Origin of the sequence: Haloterrigena alkaliphila (genome assembly GCF_017352155.2) — an archaeon.
Taxonomy (GTDB): domain Archaea; phylum Halobacteriota; class Halobacteria; order Halobacteriales; family Natrialbaceae; genus Haloterrigena; species Haloterrigena alkaliphila.
Window position 1 is genome coordinate 3096060 of record NZ_CP071462.1, and the last position, 19184, is coordinate 3115243.

17 protein-coding genes are annotated in these 19184 nt (G+C 67.1%); 7 read left to right on the plus strand and 10 right to left on the minus strand.

From position 1 onward, the window contains the following. Positions 1-91: 91 nt before the first annotated feature. From mobB to J0X25_RS34010, 6 genes are all read right to left on the minus strand, one after another. Positions 92-613, minus strand: coding sequence for a molybdopterin-guanine dinucleotide biosynthesis protein B (gene mobB / locus J0X25_RS33985; RefSeq protein WP_207288313.1), 522 nt, complete (start codon positions 611-613; stop codon positions 92-94). A gap of 125 nt (positions 614-738) precedes the next feature. Next, the gene (locus tag J0X25_RS33990; RefSeq protein ID WP_207288314.1) at positions 739-1569 is read right to left on the minus strand and encodes a TorD/DmsD family molecular chaperone; all 831 of its coding nucleotides are present in this window, start codon (positions 1567-1569) and stop codon (positions 739-741) included. A gap of 69 nt (positions 1570-1638) precedes the next feature. Continuing rightward, the gene (locus J0X25_RS33995) at positions 1639-2832 is read right to left on the minus strand and encodes a 4Fe-4S dicluster domain-containing protein (protein WP_207288315.1); all 1194 of its coding nucleotides are present in this window, start codon (positions 2830-2832) and stop codon (positions 1639-1641) included. Between the two features lie 11 nt (positions 2833-2843). Next, the gene (locus tag J0X25_RS34000; protein ID WP_207288316.1) at positions 2844-6374 is read right to left on the minus strand and encodes a molybdopterin-dependent oxidoreductase; all 3531 of its coding nucleotides are present in this window, start codon (positions 6372-6374) and stop codon (positions 2844-2846) included. Positions 6375-6656: 282 nt separating this feature from the next. Further along, on the minus strand, positions 6657-7958 hold the full coding sequence (locus J0X25_RS34005) for a P-loop NTPase (RefSeq protein WP_207288317.1): 1302 nt from the start codon (positions 7956-7958) through the stop codon (positions 6657-6659). A 107-nt stretch (positions 7959-8065) separates the two neighbouring features. Further along, positions 8066-8521 carry a dCTP deaminase/dUTPase family protein gene (locus J0X25_RS34010; RefSeq protein ID WP_207288318.1) on the minus strand — a complete coding sequence of 152 codons (456 nt, stop codon included), beginning with the start codon at positions 8519-8521 and terminating at the stop codon, positions 8066-8068. A gap of 197 nt (positions 8522-8718) precedes the next feature. Here J0X25_RS34010 and ddfA point away from each other — a divergent pair, with 197 nt between their 5' ends. From ddfA to J0X25_RS34025, 3 genes are all read left to right on the plus strand, one after another. Further along, a complete protein-coding gene (gene ddfA / locus J0X25_RS34015) occupies positions 8719-8982 on the plus strand; it encodes a DdfA family disk-determining factor (RefSeq protein WP_207288319.1) in 264 nt (87 codons plus the stop codon). A gap of 265 nt (positions 8983-9247) precedes the next feature. Further along, on the plus strand, positions 9248-10075 hold the full coding sequence (locus J0X25_RS34020; protein WP_207288320.1) for an MOSC N-terminal beta barrel domain-containing protein: 828 nt from the start codon (positions 9248-9250) through the stop codon (positions 10073-10075). A 177-nt stretch (positions 10076-10252) separates the two neighbouring features. Beyond that, positions 10253-13456: a disk-shape morphogenesis protein volactin gene (locus J0X25_RS34025; RefSeq protein WP_207288321.1), complete on the plus strand. Its 3204-nt coding sequence runs from the start codon at positions 10253-10255 to the stop codon at positions 13454-13456. Positions 13457-13570: 114 nt separating this feature from the next. Here the strand turns inward: J0X25_RS34025 and J0X25_RS34030 are convergent, their stop codons facing one another. Continuing rightward, positions 13571-13702 carry a rubrerythrin-like domain-containing protein gene (locus J0X25_RS34030; RefSeq protein WP_207288322.1) on the minus strand — a complete coding sequence of 44 codons (132 nt, stop codon included), beginning with the start codon at positions 13700-13702 and terminating at the stop codon, positions 13571-13573. Between the two features lie 289 nt (positions 13703-13991). Between J0X25_RS34030 and J0X25_RS34035 the strand changes: the two genes are divergently transcribed. Together J0X25_RS34035 and J0X25_RS34040 are read left to right on the plus strand one after the other, a co-directional pair. After that, on the plus strand, positions 13992-14174 hold the full coding sequence (locus J0X25_RS34035) for a DUF7501 family protein (protein ID WP_207288323.1): 183 nt from the start codon (positions 13992-13994) through the stop codon (positions 14172-14174). A gap of 279 nt (positions 14175-14453) precedes the next feature. Continuing rightward, entirely contained in the window at positions 14454-14594 is a 141-nt protein-coding gene (locus J0X25_RS34040; protein WP_207288324.1) for a rubrerythrin-like domain-containing protein, read from the plus strand. A gap of 93 nt (positions 14595-14687) precedes the next feature. Here J0X25_RS34040 and J0X25_RS34045 read toward each other — a convergent pair whose 3' ends face one another. Both J0X25_RS34045 and J0X25_RS34050 read right to left on the minus strand, forming a co-directional pair. Beyond that, positions 14688-15152, minus strand: coding sequence for a DUF7992 family protein (locus J0X25_RS34045; RefSeq protein ID WP_207288325.1), 465 nt, complete (start codon positions 15150-15152; stop codon positions 14688-14690). A gap of 126 nt (positions 15153-15278) precedes the next feature. Then, positions 15279-15728, minus strand: coding sequence for a DUF7992 family protein (locus J0X25_RS34050; RefSeq protein WP_207288326.1), 450 nt, complete (start codon positions 15726-15728; stop codon positions 15279-15281). A 171-nt stretch (positions 15729-15899) separates the two neighbouring features. Here J0X25_RS34050 and J0X25_RS34055 point away from each other — a divergent pair, with 171 nt between their 5' ends. Together J0X25_RS34055 and J0X25_RS34060 are read left to right on the plus strand one after the other, a co-directional pair. Further along, positions 15900-16307 carry an SHOCT domain-containing protein gene (locus tag J0X25_RS34055; protein ID WP_207288327.1) on the plus strand — a complete coding sequence of 136 codons (408 nt, stop codon included), beginning with the start codon at positions 15900-15902 and terminating at the stop codon, positions 16305-16307. A 55-nt stretch (positions 16308-16362) separates the two neighbouring features. After that, positions 16363-17145: an HAD-IIA family hydrolase gene (locus J0X25_RS34060; protein ID WP_207288328.1), complete on the plus strand. Its 783-nt coding sequence runs from the start codon at positions 16363-16365 to the stop codon at positions 17143-17145. Positions 17146-17664: 519 nt separating this feature from the next. Here the strand turns inward: J0X25_RS34060 and J0X25_RS34065 are convergent. Then, on the minus strand, positions 17665-19068 hold the full coding sequence (locus tag J0X25_RS34065) for an FAD-dependent oxidoreductase (RefSeq protein WP_207288329.1): 1404 nt from the start codon (positions 19066-19068) through the stop codon (positions 17665-17667). Between the last annotated feature and the right edge of the window lie 116 nt (positions 19069-19184).

Genomic DNA, 19184 nt, shown 5'->3' on the forward strand with positions numbered 1-19184 from the left:
TCGGTGGTGGGTGAGTGCGCCTTCGGTCAGTGGTCTCGACTCCGCTCGTCGACTGCCGGCAATAGCACCGATCAGTCGCAATCAGTCACGATCAGTCGCGATCGACGAGGGGCTCGAGGCCCCGAATCGCCGCGACGAGGGCGTCGACGTCGTCCTCGCCGCGGCCGATCACGTCACCGCCGACGGCCGCGGGTTCGCGGTCGCCGACGAGGACGGTCGGCAGCGGCGCAGCGGAGAACCCCTCGACGACGACGAACGCGTACCCCTGCCGCTCGAGTCGCGTGAGCGTACTTCCCAGCGCCCGGATTTCGGGATCCTCGGACTCGAGGAGCGCTGTGCCGTCGGGTCGATCCGGCGGGTCGCGCTTGCCGTGCGTGCTGATATCGAACGTCAGCTCGGGAGTGATGCCGACCACGGTGTCGGCCCCGGCGGTCCGGTGGCGGTGCGTGTCGGTCCCCGGCGTGTCGATTTCGATATCGTGGTGGATCGACTTGACCGTCGCGACGCGACCGTGCTCGCTCAGTCGCGAGACGAGTTCCTCGACGAGCGTCGTCTTCCCCGAATCGCTCGGGCCGGCGAGACAGACGACGCGGAACGGAGCGTTTCGGTTCATCGCTAGCACAGTCGGGTCGGTGAGACGGACGGGAAACTCGTTCGAACGGACGATCGGGGTTCGCGGCTGCGACGGCTGCGACTGCCGATCCGAACGGGGCGGATTCGGTCCTGCGCCCGCTGTCGTCAGTACGGCCCGTCGCGATCCCCCATCGGGAACTGCTGCGTCCCCGACCGCGGCTGCTTGGGCGGTCGTCCGCCCTCGGCCGACGACGGGTTCGAACCACAGGTCCCGCAGCGGAAGTCGCCGTCACCGCCGCCGGTGAGCCCCTCGGTCGGGGCCGGCGGCTCCTCGGGGAAGACGTTCGGCTCGACGCCGAACCGGTCGGCGTCGGCCTCGACGAGCGCCACGACCAGGTCAGCGAGCGCTCGGTAGAACGCGTCGTCGGCGCCCTCGTGGACGGTATCGCGGAATCGCGGGAGCCACCGTCCGGGGTGGTCCTCGAGGAAGTCGGCCTGCGCGTTCGTCACGACGTCGACGCCCGCCTGATCGCCGGTTCGCTCGAGGTAGGCCGTCTGCAGGGCCAGGTGGGAGACGAACTCGAGTTCGATACAGAGGTGATCGACCCGTTCGCGGTTGCCCGCCTCGAGTTCGAGGTCGAACGCGCCGTAGAAACCGGCGATATCGGCGAGCGCGTCGGTGCTCGTCACGAGCGTCCCCGGCCCGTACTCGACCTCGTACTGCTGAATCTCGCCGCCCTGCTCGAAGCCGAACAGCATGGCGTACCTCGAGTAGCAGTCTTCGATCTCGTCGGCGTCGTCGGGGCTCTCGGCGGCGACCGTCTCGGCGTGGTCGCGCAGTCGGTCGTCCTCGAGGGCCGCGGCGGACTCGACGAGTTGCTCGTCGAACTCGTCAGATCGCATCGCCTCGCGGAGGTCGTCGGTCGGTCGGTCGAACGCCATCGACGCGAGCTTGTACAGCCGCGCGCGGTGGACGTGGTGTTCTGGGTCTGCCATTGGTGGATCGGTGTGTGTCGGTGTCTGGTTGTGTTGCCAGGCGGTCCCGGCGGTATCGCGCTTCGGCCGTTACGTGATGTCTAGTCGGTAGGCGTCGTGCTGGCCGTCGAACCGGTCGCGTTCGTACTGCGGTTCTTCCATCGGGACGCGGGCGACGGTGCGGCCGTCCTTGTCGTAGCCGATGGCCTCCTCGTCGGTGACCTCGAACTCCTCGATGCGCCACTCCGTCGAGCCCATCAGGTGGAGGACGCCGCGGAGCTTGCGGTACTCCTCGTCGCCCCGGCGGGCCTTCCGGTAGGTCTCCTGGGCCCGCTCGGCCCGCGGGCCGAACATTTGCTCGAGGTAGTCCGTCGGAACGTTGATCGGCGGGATGTAGTAGACGTTGGGCTCGAGCCCCAGCTGCGGGTACAGCGGGAGCGCGACCTCCGCCTCGTGGACCATGTAGTCGACGGGCGCGGAGGTGTTGGCGTTCTGTGGCTGGTTGACCCAGCCGTGCATCCGGATCTTGCCCAGGCAGTTCTCGAAACACTGCGGGACTTTCCCCTGCTCGACCTTCGGATAGCAGCCGACGCACTTCTGGGAGTTCATCTCGACGGGGTTGTAGATCGACTTCCCGTAGGGACAGGCGCGAACGCACTCCTGGAAGGACTGACAGCTGTCCTCGTCGAGCAGGACGATGCCGTCCTCCTGGCGCTTGTAGATGGCCTGGACGGGACAGCCGCCGGCACACGCCGCGAACGTGCAGTGGTTGCACACCCGCGGGAGGTAGAAGAACCACGTCGGGTGGTGGTCCTCGTCGATGTGGGTGTCGGATTCGAACTCCTGCCCGGCGGGTTCGTCCTCGCCGAGGTTCGGCTGGGCCCAGTCCTCGTCGGCGGGGCGGAAGCCCTCGATCCCCTCGCTGTGCATGGTCTCGGGATCGTCGTCGATCGCCATCGACTCCCAGTCGAAGTCCCGGGCCTCGAAGATCGTCTTGCCCTCGTAGACGCCGTCGGAGCCCCACTCCTGTACGCCGAGCCGGTCGAGGATCTCGACGTCCCACTGGAGCGGGTAGGAGCCGTAGGGCTTGGTCTCGACGTTGTTCCAGAACATGTGCTCCTGGCCCTCGTTGTTGGTCCAGGTCGTCTTACACGACAGCGAGCACGTCTGGCACGCGATACACTTGTTCAGGTCGAACACGGCGCCCCACTGCCGTTCCGGTCGCGCTTCCGGGTAGGGGTACTCCATCTCTCGGCCGATCTGCCAGTTGTAGACTTCTGCCATTGGTGGTCACCTCAGTCTGATTCGCTCGTGAAACCGCCCTGCAGGTACTGTTTCATCCGGTCGTCCTCCTGGGTCGGCCGGACGCCCTCGTCGACCGGTCGCCAGTTGCCCTCGCCCTCGAGGCCGCCGTCTTCGGCCTTCTCGATCTTCACGAAGGACTCCTTGGGTGCGCCGTTGGCGGCGTGGACGTCCGGTTCGAACCCGACATCCATGTTCTGCCCGAGCATGTCCTTGCGGGGCATCGAGTCGGTCAGCCAGGTACGGCGCAGCCACGTCGACGTCATCGACTGGTGGCCGCCGCTGCGGTACATCGAGACGTAGTTCGTGTCCTCGGACTGGGCCTTCCCGTCGTCGCGCTCCTGCTGAGCCTCGTAGGACTTGTGGGAGGTCTGGCTGACGTTCATCCAGCTCCGCGTGACGCCCTCGGGGAGACTCGGCTGGTAGCGGATCCGCATCAGCGCACGCGTGTACTCGGTCTCCTCGTCGTCGGGGTCGTAGCCCGGGAACGGCCGATCCGAGGGGTCGGCGTCGACCCACACGTAGTCGCCGTCCTGAAACCCTTCCTCGCGGGCGTCCGCGGGGTTCATCTCGACGTAGCCCTCGCCGACGAACGGCTTGCGCTCGTCGAAGGAATCGCGCCCCGTCTTCCGGCCCTGGTCGCCGAAGTTGCTCCACCAGACCGCCATCTCCTCGAGGTCGGCGCCGAAGGTGTGGGTCCCGTGGCGGTACTTCGGCGTCATGTAGACGTAGTCGTACCCCTCGTCGAGGTCGGTCAGCGGGTGGCTCGTGTCGACCAGCTCGCTCGGCGACCGGACCTCGTTGCGGACCTGCCGGTCGTTGGTGTCGCGAGCCTTCGCCGCGCTGTCCCAGTCGCGGTCGGCGGGCGTCTCCGGTGCGACCACGGGACTGTCGCTGTCGTCGACGATGACGTTCGGCTCGTAGGGCGTCGCGTCCATCGGCTCCCGGTGGAGGGGGATGTGTTCGCCGGCCTCGGCGAACTCCTCCTCCTCGCGGAAGAACTCGAGGCGCCCGGTCTTCGTGTACCAGGGCTGGGAGTCCTGGGTCTGCTCGTTGCCGACGTGTTTGGGGTAGGTCCGGGTCATGATGATCGCCGGGGTCCCCTCGCGGGCGTCCGCCAGCAACTCCTCGACGTCGTACCCCTTGACGGCGTTCGAGTTGTCGAGGATGCGCTGGAGGTACGGCTTGGCGCGGTGTTCCTCCTCGTCGATGAATTCCCAGTAGTCGGCGAAGCGGTCGTCGCCGGTCAGTTCGGCGAGCTTCTCGGCGACCCCCTTGTAGTGCTGGGTGTCGTTCAGCGTGTTGTAGATCCGGTCGATCTCCGTCTCCGGCATCGTCGTGATGAACGGGTTCGTGACGGAGGCGGTGATGTCGTGGACGTGGTGTTCCGCCCACGAGTCCGCCGGGAAGACGATGTCGGAGTACTCGCAGGTCATCGACCACCACCACTCGTTGGTGAAGAACGCCTCGATCTTCCCGGTGCGCAGGGCCTTCTCGATGATCTTGTAGGCCCCCTTCGCGTTGCCGAGGATGGAGTTCGACCCCGACACCCAGATCGATTTCGTGGGGGTGTGCATGTGCGAGTCGCCCTGGAAGTACTCGCCGTCGACCTTCAGCGGCTTGTCGAGGTTCGTGTAGAAGTGCGCCGAGTGGGCGTCCCAGCGCTTGTCGGTCCGGGCCGGCTTCTCGGGATCGAGTTCGGGGTCGAACGGGTCCTCGTTGGCGTACTGGCCGACGCCGTTGAAGTACGCCATCCGGTAGTTCCCCGAATAGCTGCCGACGTTCCCGGTCCGGTAGCCGACGTTTCGCGTCAGCGACGCCAGCAGGAACGCCGCGCGGCCGTGCTGGTCGGCGTTCGCGTAGTGGTTCGGCCCCATCCCGGTCAGCAACATCGTGCTCTGTTGGTTGTCGGCGAAGTCCCGGGCCAGGTTCTCGATCGCCTGGGGGTCCGTCCCCGTGACCTCTGCGGCCGACTCGAGGTCCCAGGTCCCGACCAGGTGTTCCTTGATCAGGTCGAACACCGTCCGGACTTCGACGGTCTCGCCGTCGGCGAGTTCGACCTCGAACGCGCCCTCGATCGTCGCGGGAACGTCGAAGTCGTCGCCGATGTCGTCGCGCGTGACCGGCACGAACTCGCCGTTCTCGGCGTCGTGGACGACGAAGTCGCCCCACTCGCGGCGCAGTTCTTCGGTGATGACCTGGTCGTCGATATTCGTCACGTCGACGCCGGGTCGGTCCGCGTCGTCGCCGACGGAGTTCGTCTTCTCGAGGTCCGCGGGCTCGTAGTCCTCGGAGACGTCGCTGGCCCGGAGCAGTTCGTTGTCGTCCATCCGGACCAGCAGCGGCAGGTCCGTGTGCTTGCGGACGTACGCTTCGTCGTACAGCTCCTCCTCGATGAGGACGCGGGCCGCGCCGAGGAACAGGGCCGTGTCCGACGCCGGGCGGACCGTAATGAGTTCGTCGCACTTCGAGGCCGTCGCGTTGTAGTCGGTGAAGATCCCGGTGACCTTCGACCCCTTCAGCTTGGCCTCGGTCAGCCAGTGGCAGTCGGCCATCTTCGAGGTAAGGTAGTTGATCCCGTCGAGCACGATGTGGTCGGCGTACTCGATGCTCGCGAGGTCGAAGTCGACCGTCTGCTGGCCGGTGACCATCGTGTGCCCCGGCGGCAGGTCGGTGTGGAACGAGTAGTTGTCCAGCCCCATCGCGCCCAGCGCCTCGTCCTCGGAGACGTCGCGGACGTAGTTGTCCAGCAGCGCCATCGAGTTGGCGTTGCGGTACTGGCCGAACAGCTTGATGACGCCGAGCAGCGGCATCCCGCCGCGGAACTTCATCGTCCGGACGCCGGCGCCCTGGGTCTCCTCGACGACCCGTTCGTCGTACCCCTGCTCGAGCAGCGACTGGACCCCGCTCTCGCCGCTGTAGTGGTCGGCGAGTTCGAGGAACGCCCGGGCCGCGTACTCGTGGGCCACCTCGTGGTCGACCTCGACGAAGTCGTCCTCGCCCCGCTCGGCGTACTCCTCGGGCATCGAGCCGTCGTCGTCGCGGGGGAAGCCGTCGTCGACCCACCGTTTGAACCCCGCGCGGATCATCGGGGCCTTGACGCGGCGTTCGTTGTAGAACCGCTCGACCATCGCCAGCCCCTTGTTACAGACGCGGGGGTCCCACCGCTGGGAGGACTGGTTCCCGTCGAGGTCGGTCGCCTCGCCGTAGTTCATCGAGGGGCCCAGACGGGTGATCTGCCCGTTCTTGACGGTCGCCTCGAGGTAGCAGTTGTGGGTGTCGTTTGGCGTACACGTGAGCATGTAGGAGTCGTCGGGCTCCCAGATCTCCCGGTACTTCTGCTCCCACTCCTCGTTGGGATACTCCTCGAGGGGGTTCATCGGCCCCTCGTCGTCGGCGGTTTCCTCGCCGGTCAGGCGCCGATAGCCGAGGAACCCGAGTCCGGACGCGCCGGCGACGCCCGCCGCCGCGGCACCGAGTTCCCGACGGGACAGTTCCAGCCCGTCGGCCTCCTCGTCACTCATCGTACCACCCCGCACGCGCGGTGCGCGGATGGCCGGCCGGGGAGTCGCTCACCGACCGATTCGGACAGCGCCGTTCGAACGGTGGTCGTCGGTGTGCCATCACGGTCGACACTGCGGACTCCACTCATTAACCAGACCCGCCCGTTCCCACGCGCTGGGGACGCTACGGCCGAAATCCTCCGAATAGTGGGTTTTTATAACGGGTCGGGCGACGCTCGTAACGAGACGGTCCCCCGACGAGAAAAACGGATCGGCGAGAATCCGCGTCCGGCGGCGCCGGCGTCAGGTCGCCGGTTCGACCGCCGACCGGCCGCCCGCCTCGAGTTCGACCAGCCAGCCGTCGTACCCCAGGTCGTCCACGGCGGTCCGCTCGAGCGAGCGTCCGTCCCGCGCGAGGCTCTCGTCAACGACTTCGACGAGGTCGTCCGGGTCGCCCCGGAGCAGCACAGACACCGGTTCGTCGGCGGCCACGCCGAACTCGGTGACGACCTGCCGGTGGCACGTCTCGGGCGGGAGCCCCCGCAGGTCGATCGCGTCCTCGGGAACCCCCGGTCCGCCCTCCGTCTCGAGGAACTCGAGCACGGTCTCGCGGAGCGCGTCGATCGCCCGTTCGCCCGTCGTCTCGGGATCGGCGACGGACCGCGCCGTCGGCTCTCGCAGCGTTGGGTCGAACGGGACTGGATCGATCTCGGCGTAGGCCGCCTCGGCCACGTCCTCGGCGAGCGCGTCCGGCCCGCCGTCGAACGGCGTCGTTTCGCCCTCGGCGGCGCCGACCATATTGGGGACGACGCCGATCGTCGGCACGTCGTTGGCCGAGTACAGCGCGGCGGTCCGCCGCGTCGCCCGTACGCACTCGTCGGTCGGCGTGGAGACCAGCAAGCCGCCGTCCAGCGGCGCCTGCTGAACGATCGTGTAGACCGCGTCGCCGATCCCCGGCGGCAGGTCCACGAGCAACACGTCCCGATCGTCCCAGGCCGCGTCCCCGAGCAGGTCCTTCACGACGTCGTGGACCATCGCGCCGCGCCACGCGACGGGGCCGTCGTCGGCGATCAACTCGATGCTGACGACCTGAATACCGTCCTCGGTCTCGACGGGCATCGGCTTCCCCGTCGGCGACGTCTGAACCGGTCCCTCGGCCTCGAGCAGGTCCGGCGCGTCGGGCGCGTAAACGTTCGCGTCGAAGACGCCGACGTCCAGCCCCGTCTCGGCGAGCGCGCGCGCCAGCGAGGCGGTGACGGTGGTCTTGCCGACGCCGCCCTTCGCGCTGCCGACGGCGATGATCGAGTCGACGCCGGAGACCGGCAGCCCGATTTCGGGAGCGTCGGCACCGGCGGCCTCGACCCGGACGTGGACGACGCCGTCGGTCGCCAGCCCGGCCCCCCGAAGCTGATCGGTCAGTCGGTCGGCTAACACGCGATCGACCGGCCCGAAGTCGACGGTGAACGTGACGATCCCGTCCTCGACGGCGACGTCTTCGATCAACTGCTCGCCGATCGGGTCGCCGCCCATGATCTCGACTTCCCGGACGCGATCGACGACCGCCCGCCTGATCGCCTCGTCGGTCAGCGGTGTCTCGTCGGTCATGGTCGTCGGTTCGGTCCGACCCACTATTTCTCCCGTCGGGAGTTCCCACGGGGCGGGAACACCTCGCTCCACGGCCGACGCGGTCACCCGTCGCTGGCCGACCGTCGCTACTCGGTCCGGGCCGCTCCGGCGCCGCCCAGTACCAGCGTCGACACCCGCGCGTTTTCCTTGATCCGCAGGCCGCCGTCGGGGACGGACAGCGGGATCAGCGGCAGGTGCGAGGCTACCAGCATCGAGGGGTGGGAGCCGCCCCGGGCCAGCAGTTCGTTGCGCGGCTGCAACTGGACGGGGCCCTCGAGGTCGGTCAGGAACTCGTTGTGCTGGAGGACGTACTGCCCGCCCTCGAGGTCCCACCAGCCGTACTCGTCGTCGGGATCGCGGAGTTCGGTCGGAATCGGTTCGAGGTCGGCGTCCTCGAGTTCGTCGCCGCCGAAATCCAGCCGACCGGGAGCGGCGACTTCGTAGATCGCGCTGACGGTCAGGTCGACCCCGTGTTCGTGTACCTGTGCCGGTTCGTAGACGAGGTTGTCGACGACCTCGGCGAGCGGGTTCTCGGCGGACATATCGGTCGCAGTGACGATGCGGAGCGGCAAAAAATATGTCCTCGAGCGGCCGTCGCGTGCATCGTCCGGTCGGGGAACCATCCCGCGATCGTCGCCGGCTGGACGTGTACCGATTCCGAGAGGTGTCTGACGAGGGGCAGACGCGCGTCAGAATACGATCACGTGATTATATACCATAGAACGCCGGTTCGTTGAACATGCACGACGCAGACGAACTCTCGATGGCGATCGTCGAGGCGGTCGCCGAGCAGGAGGGTGTCGACGTGATCGAACTGGAACCACCGCTGTACGAGGCCATCGATACCGAGGCGCTCGAGACGCTGTTCGCAACGTCGACGGCTGGGGCCGACGCGTCCGTCACGTTCACGTACTGCGGCTACTCGGTCCGGGTCGACGGAACGGGTGACATTCGGCTCTCGAAGGCGAGCGCAGACGCGTCATCGTCGACAGTGCGCGCGTAGTGGAATCCACTCGCGTCTCGGAGCGCAGTGTACTCGAGCGGGTCTCCGAGCGCGACGCTCTGAACGGCCTCCGAAACCCCGCCGGTCGCAGTCGCTACCGCTCGAGCCGCCTGCAGCGCGATTGGATCGTCGTTCGGTGGAACGACTGACGGTTTTCCCTCCGTGCACCAGTGTCATTCGAGACAATAATTCATCTAATATTAACATAGTTGATGGAGGTCTGGTGTGAACAGAACTAAGAGTCAGCACCGCGACAGAACGGGCCATGGTACGCCTCGAGCGCATTCGGGTCCATCCGGTCGCGGCCCTCGACGGAACGTCGGTTCAGGCGGTCGACCTCGACGGGAGCGGGCTCGCGTGGGACCGTCGGTACGCGATCGTCGACCGTCCACCGGGGTCGGGATCCGACGACGGCTTCGGCGCCCAGTACGTCGACCGGAACCGCGAGCGACGAATCCACGACCTCGAAACCGACTACGACCTCGATCGGGAGACCGTATCGGTCCGCGAGAGCGGGGCCGACGAAACTCACACCTTCCACCTCGAACTCGACCGGGACTGTTTCGCCTCGTGGCTCTCGGACTACCTCGGCTACCCGGTCGAACTCGTCCGTCTCGACGAGGCGTCACTACCGGGGGACGCGGCGAGCCCTGAGGCGACGATCGTCGGCGACGCCACGCTCGAGAGGGTCGCCTCGTGGGTCGACGGGCTCGACGTCGAGGCGCTGTGTCGGCGACTCCGCCCGAATCTCGTCGTCGGTGACGCCCCCGCGTTCTGGGAGGATCGGCTCTACGACGCGTCCGAACGCGTCGTCCCCGTCGATATCGGTTCGGCAACGCTGCTGGGTATCGGCCCCTGTCCCGTCCCGCCGGACGACGCGGATATCGGGCGGGAGAGCGATCGGTTTCGGGAGATGATCGCCGAGCGACGGCAGGCGACGCTCCCCGAGTGGGCCCACGAGGCGCGATTCGATCACTACGCCCGTCTCACGGCCGAGGCGCTCGTCTCCGACTCCTCGCGGGGGGAGACCCTCTCCGTGGGCGATACGGTCTCCGTGGGGAGGGCGGTCACCGTTCCGGATCCGGCCGACTGAGCGCGCCCGACGCGCCGTCCGTCCGCACTGGTCCGTCCCACCTGTACCGTCCCCGTCGCCATCGGCGACCGGAGTAGCCGACGAAAACCGGCCCGACAGGGGCCGAACGGGTCGGTAATTTTCACATCTGGTATTCGGGGCCAAAGCTCAAAGAGGTCGCTCCGACTTCCCGATGGCATGAACCAGGGTCTCGACATCGGACCGGGGACGATCAGGGTGGCCGCGGAGACGACGGCCGGAGACGCGATCGAGTCAGTGGCGTCGGTCGTCGTTCCGATTGACGACGCGACGCTCGAGTCGGCAGTCGACTCGCCGGGGGACGAACTGATCGTCGAGCGAGACGGCACGACGTACGCGGTCGGGCCGACGGCCGAGCGCGTCGCCGACGCCGCGGACGAGACACCTACCTCGCTCTTCTCGAACGGCGTCCTCGCAGTCGACGGCTACGTCGAACCCGCATTCGAGGCGCTCGTCGACCGCGTGCTCGACGACGACGCACCGGCCGAACGGCTCTGCTACACGACGCCGGGATCGCTGATCGGCGCCGCGGAGCCGACCGACGCGCACCGCGAGACGCTCGAGTCGGTGTTGGCCGATCGCGGGGTCGACGCGACCCCGATCAGCCGGGGCTTCGCCGTCGTCTACGACCAGCTCGCGGAGGACAACTACACCGGACTGGGGATCAACGTCGGAACGCAGACGACCAGCGTCGCGCTGGTCTACTACGGCGTCCCCGCGCTGGCCTTCTCGCTCGCGAAGGGCCGCGAGTGGGTCGTCGACCGAGCGGCCGACGAGACCGGCCGGGAGCCGGCGGCGGTCGCCGACGTGCTCGCGGAGTTCACGCTGGATCCCGACGCGGCCTCGGGCGAGATCGAGAGCGCGCTGGCGGGGGCCTACGACGCGCTGATCGGCGACCTCGCGGACGCGATCGCGGCCGAAGCCGACGAGAACGACGTCCAGCAGGGGCTCGCCGTCCCGATCGCGATCGCCGGATCGGGGGCGCTCGAGGGCCTCGAGTACCTGCTGGGCGGCCGGTTCGACGCGGCGCCGCTGCCGTTTTCGATCCGCGGCGTGCGTCTCGCGGACGATCCCGCAGCCTGCGCCGCCAGAGGGGCGCTGGCGGCAGCAGCGGACGACGTCGACGCCTACGAGGACGTCACCTGGAACGGAGATGCGAGCGACGGCGACGACGCGGTGACCGATGCGGCGACCGGCGCAACCGCCGACGCGATCGAAGCAAGCGATGCAGGCGACGGAACGTCACTCTCGTTCGACGCGCTCGAGGGCGCCGACGCGGACCACGAGCGCGCGGACGACGCTATCGATCAGTTGTTCGACCGGCTGGCCACCCGCGACGACGAGATCCAGTCGGTCCGGGCCGACCTCGAGTCGGTCCTCGAGGACGTCGAGTACGTCGAAGAGCGGGCCGCCGACGCCGAGACCGTCGCGGATCTCGACGAGCGACTCGAGGCGTTCGCCGACGACCTGCAGGACCTCGAAGCCGAGAGCGAGACCCACGCCAGCGAGGGGACGGTCGACGACCTCGAGGGCGACCTCGACTCGCTGTCGTCGGCCTTCGATGCGCTGGAGGACGATATCGACGGTCTCGAGACCGATCTGTCCGCGGACCTGGAGACGCTCGAGGACGACGTCGACGGCCTCGAGGCGGATCTGGCGGCGGACATCGACGCCCTCGCCGAGAGCACGGCGGACGAACGCGGGGCTCTCGAGGACCGTCTGGGCGCCCTGTCCGACGAACTCGAGACGGTGGCCGACCGCGCGGAGACCCTCGACGATCGGACGGAGACGCTGGACGACCGTCTCGAGACGCTCCGAAGCGACCTGAGCGATCTGGACGCCGAGACCGCGGCGGCGGACGACCTCGAGGTCGTCACGGAGACGGTCTCAGGACTCGAGGAGCGCCTCGAAACGATCGACGACGACGTCGACCGAATCGGGACTCGCGTCGACGACCTCGGCGACCGGCTCGAGGCGCGGATCGACGCCGCCGAGGAAACTGCCGCCGCCGACGTCGAGCGGGTCGAAGCGGCGGTCGACGAGGATTTGGAGCGCGTCGAAACGACGCTCGAGGCGGAGATCGACGCCCTCGAAGCCGACCTCGAGTCGGTCACGGACCGAATCGAGGACGTCGACGAGCAGTGCGCGACCGTCGACGACCGACTCGACGTGGAACTCGCGGCCGTTACCGATCGTCTCGACGACGAACTCGCGGCGGTCGACGATCGGTTCGAGTCCATCGACGAACGGCTCGACGCGACCGCTGCGGACCTCGAAAACAGTCTCGCCGGCGTTCGGGACGCGATCGACGATCTCGAGTCGACGGCCGCCGAGGGCGAGCGAGTCGCCGCCGTCGAAGACGACCTCGCGGCCCTCGAGACCGAGTTCGACGACCTCCGGGACACCCTCGACGCCGTTTCGGAGACGGCGTCCGACCTCGAGACGCGAGCGGCCACCGCGGAGCGGGTCGACGACCTCGCGGCCGACCTCCAATCGGAGCTGACGGACGAAACCGACGCGCTCGAGACGCGGCTCGAATCGGTGGACGAGCGAGCTACGACCGTCGACGACCGGCTCGAGGACGTCGTCGAGGCCGTGGAGTCGGACGTCGACCGGATCGACGAGACCGTCTCCGATCTCGACGCCCGACTCGAGGCGCTGGACGAGACGTCGCCCGCTGGGGAGCCCGTCGCATCGCTCCGGGACGAACTCGCCGCCCTCGAGGAGGAGCTGGCGTCGCTCGAGGCGGCCCACGACGAGACCGCCGAGACGATCGCGACGCTGGAGACCGATCTCGAGGGGACGGCGGACGCTGCCCTCGCGGACCGCGTCGACACCGTGGCTGCTCGCGTCGACGAGGAGGCGAGTCGGACGGACGAACTGGCGACCGGCGTCGACCGGATCGACGATCTCGCCGGCCGCCTCGACGACCTCGCCGACCGCACCGATCGACTCGACGAGCGACTGAGCGATCACGACTCCCGATTCGAGGGGCAGGCCGAGACGCTGGCGGAACAGCGCGCGCGTCTCGAGTCGGTCGCCGCGGAGGTCGACGATCTCGCGGCGTCCGTCGAGACGCCGACCGACGGCTCGACGGTCGATTCTGTCACGACGGAACTCGAACAAGTCGACGAGCGTCTGGACGCGCTCGAGTCGGCGGGCGGACCAGAATCGAGCGAAGACGGCGATGCCGACGAAGCGAGCGACGGATCGAACGTCGTTGTCCCGCTCGCTGCCGGCGGCGGCGGTGCCGGCGTCGTCGCCGGCGGAACCGTCGCCCTCGCCGGCGACGGATCGATCGGCGCCGTCGCGGTCGTCATCGGCCTGCTCCTGCTCGGTGCCGCGATCGCCGTCGGGCGGTGAATCGCGGTCGACGGGCGCGGTCCGAACGATCGAATCCACGACTCCGTGGTCGACGAACGAACGGAAAACCGATTGCCGCTGCTCCCCGACGCGGGCGCGGTGACGACGACTCGACTACTCCCGGATCAGCTCGACGTTTCGCATCTCGCCCCCGCATCGCCGACAGGTGCTGACGAACGCGTCCGTGACGGTTTCACGGCGGCCACACGCGACGCACTCGTACTCGCGCGGTTCGGTGACTGACATGTGATAACATATGTACTGAAGCGTGTTAACTCTTTTCGTGGTAAATCTGTGATCGAGGCGATCGGGGCCGAATCCTGGCCGATTTCGGACTCGAGTCTCGTACTGCGACCGTCTCGAGGATTCGGTGATGGGCGTTCGTCGAAATTCAAAACCGAACCGATCAGGTGTGGACACAGCCTCGAAATAGGCCAATATCTCTTCCGTAGTATTGTGATTATATAACATACAAATTATAATAGATCTTAACCGGCTAAACTTATATGATAGTTCCTGATAGATTGGGGCACCAATGGCAGTCAACACGACGACGGACTGGAGCGACCCCGTTACCTGTCCCTTCTGTGGCGACGAGCTTGCCTCCCCCGGTGCCGGATTCGTCGACCATATCGACGAGAACGCGGCGTGCGAAACCGATTTCGAACACTGGCGAGAGAACATCGCCGGTGACCTCGCCGACGAGTGGTCCGGATAGGGGTCGGTTGCGGACGACGGCAGTATCGAATCGGCTTCTCGCTCGACATCGCGCGGACCGAGCTGCTGCTCCGGAACCGAGTCCGGGTTGTGGAAACTGAGACGACTCGTGTCGAGGCCGGTGGTGAGCGACGGCTTCGTCACGCCGCTGGGCCGACGAATCGAATCCTGGTGACCGATTGACCAGAATATTAGGGAATTTGCGGAGGTTTAGTTGTATGCGGCCGATATACCACTACTAGCGTAATCCTTATTCCGTGGTGTGCGATTGCAACACACGATGGTTCATCCGGCCCCAGACGTGCCAGACCGATCGTACTACGAGTGTTGCGAGTGTGGCTACCGAGAAGTCACCGACTCGCTCGAGTCCTGTCCGGACTGCGACGGACGGACGAGAAATATCGCGGTCCCCCGGGCGTAGGCGTTCGGATTGTGGCAGCCGCGGTCGCTCGGAGTGCGGCGGCCGCGGTCGCTCGGAGTGCGGCGGCCGCGGTCACTCGAAGTCCGGAGGCGGTCACTCGAAGTCCGGCAGATCCTCCGGCGGTTCGTACTCGGCTTCCCAGTCGACGTACTCCTCTTTGAGCGTCACCGAGACGATCTGGCCGAACTCGGTCAGTTCGGCGTTGATCGAGGAGACGGTCCCCCACGTATCGAGTTCGGGGTGGTACTCGCGGGCCTGCCAGTCCTCGGGGATCCCGGGCGCGTGGTAGCCGACTCTGTCGGCGAAATCGTCCCAGAAGAAGTCGAACCCCGCGAAGAGATCTAGATCCCTGGCGATTCCGTACTCCCGTTCCTCGAGGTCGGTATCCTCGCGCCACTCGTCGAACGCTTCCTCCCAGGCGCCTTCCTCGAGGAACGCCTGGAGTTCCTCGCGGCGGTAGTCGACGTCGCCGTCGGCGCTGATCGTCGCGTCCTCGTACTCGTTGGGGTCGACGAAGTCCAGTTCCGGCGGGTCGGGCGCCTCGACCTCGAGTGTCATAGTCGAGGGTAGGACGGGTCGGCGGATAAGAATTCCCACCTCGCGGTCGCCGGACCGCCGACGGACGGTCGCAGGCCCGGTCGGTCGGACGGCTCCGTTCGCGCCGCCGCGAGGATCCGGGGAGCCCTACTCCCAGTCGTAGCCGAATTCCTCGCTCCCGCGGTGGATGTAGTCGCTCTCGAGCACTTCGCTGACCGTCCGCGCGAGGTCGTCCAGCGCCTCTTCGATGTCGTCGATATCGTGGGCGTCGATGTCCTCGCGAGCGTCGGTCAGGTCGGCCGGAATCGGCGGAACGCGGTAGCCGACGTCCCCTGCGGCCCGGTTCCAGTAGAAGTCGAGTTCGTCGAGCAGCCCCCGCTCCCGGACGGCCCGGAACTCGCCTTCGTTCAGGTAGGTGTCGTCGGCCCACTCGTCGAACGCGTCCTCCCAGGCGCCCGCCTCGAGGAGGCCGGCGAGTTCGTCCCGGCGCGTGTCGTCTCCGGTCCGCTCCTCCGGTTCCTCGACGGCGTCGTAGTCGCCCGGATCCTCCGGCCCTCGAAGCGTCGGCGGCTCCGGAATCTCGATGTCGAGCGTCATACTCGACGTTCGTGCGGTAGACCGATGTGCGTTTCCCCGGCGAGAACCCGGCTCGGCACCGAGACGGACTCGCGTCGGTACCGCCGATCGCGAATACGGGTCCGCCGCCGACCGTCCGGCGAGTCGGCACAGTCCCGCACAGTTATTTCGAACGACAGCTAACTGTCGTGTATGGGCAGCGAGAGCGGCGGGCGAAGCTACAACCTCACGGAAATCTTCGCCATCAAGTTCGTTCTGGCCGACGTCCTGATCATCGCCGCGTTGCTACTGGCCGGGCCGCTGTACGCCCTCGGAATCACGGCGCTGTTCGTGGCCAGCACGTTCCTGATCTGGTATCTCACCCGGCGCAGCGAGCGGGCCGACGCCGAACGCGCGGCGGAACGGGCGGCCGAGGGAGACGCCGACGCCGACCACGCGGCCGAACACGACCCCGTCACGAGATTGCAGGAGCGGTACGCGGACGGCGAACTCTCCGAAGCGGAGTTCGAAGCGAAACTCGACCGACTGATCGAGTCCAACGAGCGGGCCGACGCCGCCGGCGTCGACACGGACGAACTCGAACTCGAGCGGTCGAGGTGAGGGAGCCGGCGGAACGCCCCAAGACTCAATCGCCGGCCCGCCGTAGCCACGGCCGATGACCGACTACGAGGCGGCGATCCTCGACGTCGACGGCACCATCGTTCGCGGCGAGGAGTTGCTCCCCGGGGCGACGGACGGCCTCCGCGCGCTCGAGGACGCCGGAATCGCGCGACTCCTGTTCTCGAACAACCCGACGCGGGGCAGCGACCACTACGGCGAGACGCTCGCACCCCACGGGATCGACGTCGATCCCGAGACGGTCCTGACCTCCGCGACGGTTTCGGCGCAGTACCTCGCGACCTCCTACCCCGGCGAACGGGTCTTCCTCGTCGGGAGCGACCGCTTGCGGTCGATCCTCGAGGACGCGACAGTCGAGTTGACCGACGATCCCGACGCAGCGGAGGTCGTCCTCGGGTCGTTCGACTCGGAGTTTACCTTCGGGACGCTCTGGGAGGCCCTCCGAGCGCTCGAGGACGGCGTCCCCTTCTACGGCACCGATCCCGACGCGACGATTCCGATCGACGACGGGGAGATCCCGGGATCGGGCGCGATCCTCGCCGCGATGGAGGCCGTCGCCGGCCGGGAACCCGACGCCGTCCTCGGCAAGCCGTCGACGATCGCCGCCACGACGGCGATGGACCGCCTCGACGCCGCGCCCGAGCGGACGCTGGTCGTCGGCGACCGGCTGAACACCGACATCGCGCTGGGGGAACGAGCCGGCACGACGACCGCGCTCGTCCTCACCGGCGTCACTGACCGGGCCGACCTCGAGAACGCCGCCATCCAGCCGGATCACGTCCTCGAGTCGCTGGCCGACGTCGGGACGCTGCTGTCATAACGGTAGTCCGGACGTCGATTTGTCCGTACGGACGAGCGTGTGACAGTAACCCTCGATTCGGTACGTTCGTTTGCGAATGGAACGACGCTTCGATTGGAGCGGCAGGTGAAGCGAAGCGTCCTCCTCTCGTGGCCACAGTGATTCGCCACGCCCTCCCCAGCCGATTCGCTCGTTCGCAGGCTCACTCGCTCATCCCTCGCACGAAATCGTCAGCCGCCCTCGCGCTCACTCGGGCGGCTGACAGCGCGCGCCACTGCACGCCGGCTCCTCAGCCTGTACTGAACGACAACTACGTGTGCTTACTGAACGTGCTGTGGAGCGTAAGCATCCGCGAGCGAAGCGAGCGGTTCACCGCCGGAGCGGGGTGAAACCCGCGACGGCGGCCTTTTGGCATCAACGGGTTTTGCCGGGGGTTGAGGCGGGCGTCTCTGACGCCCGCCGATGCCCCCGGCAAAAGAGGTTGCTGTACTGAACGCGAGTTTCACAAAAGTGATCTGAGTACGGACGGACTCGAGTCGGTCAGTCGTCGTCTGCCGCGATCGGATCTTGATCCTCGTCTTGACTCGGGCCCTGTTCCGCGGCACCCGCACGCGGGAAGTGCTCGATCGTCGCCGCTTCGAACGCGTCCTCGTCGAACTCGTAGTCGCCCTCGAGGAACTCGACGACCTGTTTGGTGTCCCGCATCGCGTTCTGCAGACACGTCGACGCGCCGGGCGAAGGGGTGACGTTGAAGAGGATCCCGTCCCCGGTGATCGTGGCCTCGCCCATGTCGAGCGACTTCGTTCGGGTGTTGACGATCTGCGGTCGGACGCCGCCGTACCCCTTGGCCCGTTCGATATCGTCGAGTTCGACGGTCGGGACGACCTTCTGGACGTGGGGCAGGAACGCCTTCTTGCCGACGTACGGGACGTCGTAGACGAGGTTCTTGAGCACGTACGGCAGGAGGATCCGATCCGCGAGGATGTTCCCGTAGCTCAGGAACGAGTCGGGGTTCAGCCCGAACACGTCGAAGAAGTCCGGCACCGTCGAGAGTCGACCCCGCTCGAGGGCCGGGACGACCTTCGCCGTCGGTCCGAACCGGGTGATCGTCCCATCGTGGACCTCGGCGTCGCCGTGAACCGCCGCGAACGGGAGCTTCTTCATCTGGAGGGTGTAGACCTTGCCGTTGAGCAGTTCCTGGTCGGCTTCGAAGAAGCTTCCCGCGACCGGCAGCAGCGAGAGGTGCTCGCCGTACCCCATCTCCTTGGCGATCTGGAGGCTGTGGGAGCCGGCCGCGACGACGGTCGCGTCGGCCGAGAACCAGCCGGCCTCCGTTTCGACGAGGAACTCGTCGTCCGCGTCGTGGATCGATTCGACCGCCGTCCCCGTGTAGACGTCGACGCCGTCGATATCGCGGACCTCGTCGACGAACGACTTCGCGACCTCGCCGTAATCGACCGTGTACCCGTCCGGCGTCTGGAGCGCCAGCATGTCCTCGCTGGGATCCCGACCCTCGACGACGTTCGGCTCGATCTCCGCGATCTCGTCCCGTCGAATCGCGTCGAGTTTCGGGAAGAGGTCGCCGAAGCCCTCCTCGTGGTACCGGTGTTCGAGTTCGTCGACTTCCTCGTCGCCGACCGCGAGCACCATCTTGCTGCGCTTGCTGTGCATCTCCCGGTCGGGATCGTTCGCCTCGAGGTAGCCGGCGACCATCTCGGCGCCCCGCTTGACGGTCTCGGCCTTCTCGAGGGTGTAGTTGGTTTCGATGTCCCCGAAGTGCAGCGTCTGGGAGTTGTTCGTGTGGTGAGAGTTGATCGCCGCGAGTTCGTCCTCCTTCTCGACGAGCGCGACGCGTTCGACGTCGGTGAACTTCGCGATCGTGTACAGAAGCGATGCCCCACTGATCCCGCCGCCGACGATAACGAGTTCGTATTCTTCGTTCATGTGCGGTGTTCGGATCGGCGCTACCGATCGCCGTTATCGGTGAAAATTCATGACTATACTAAACCCCTGCTATATCGAACGACCGGACGTCGGCTCCGATTTTCTAGTCGGCATCT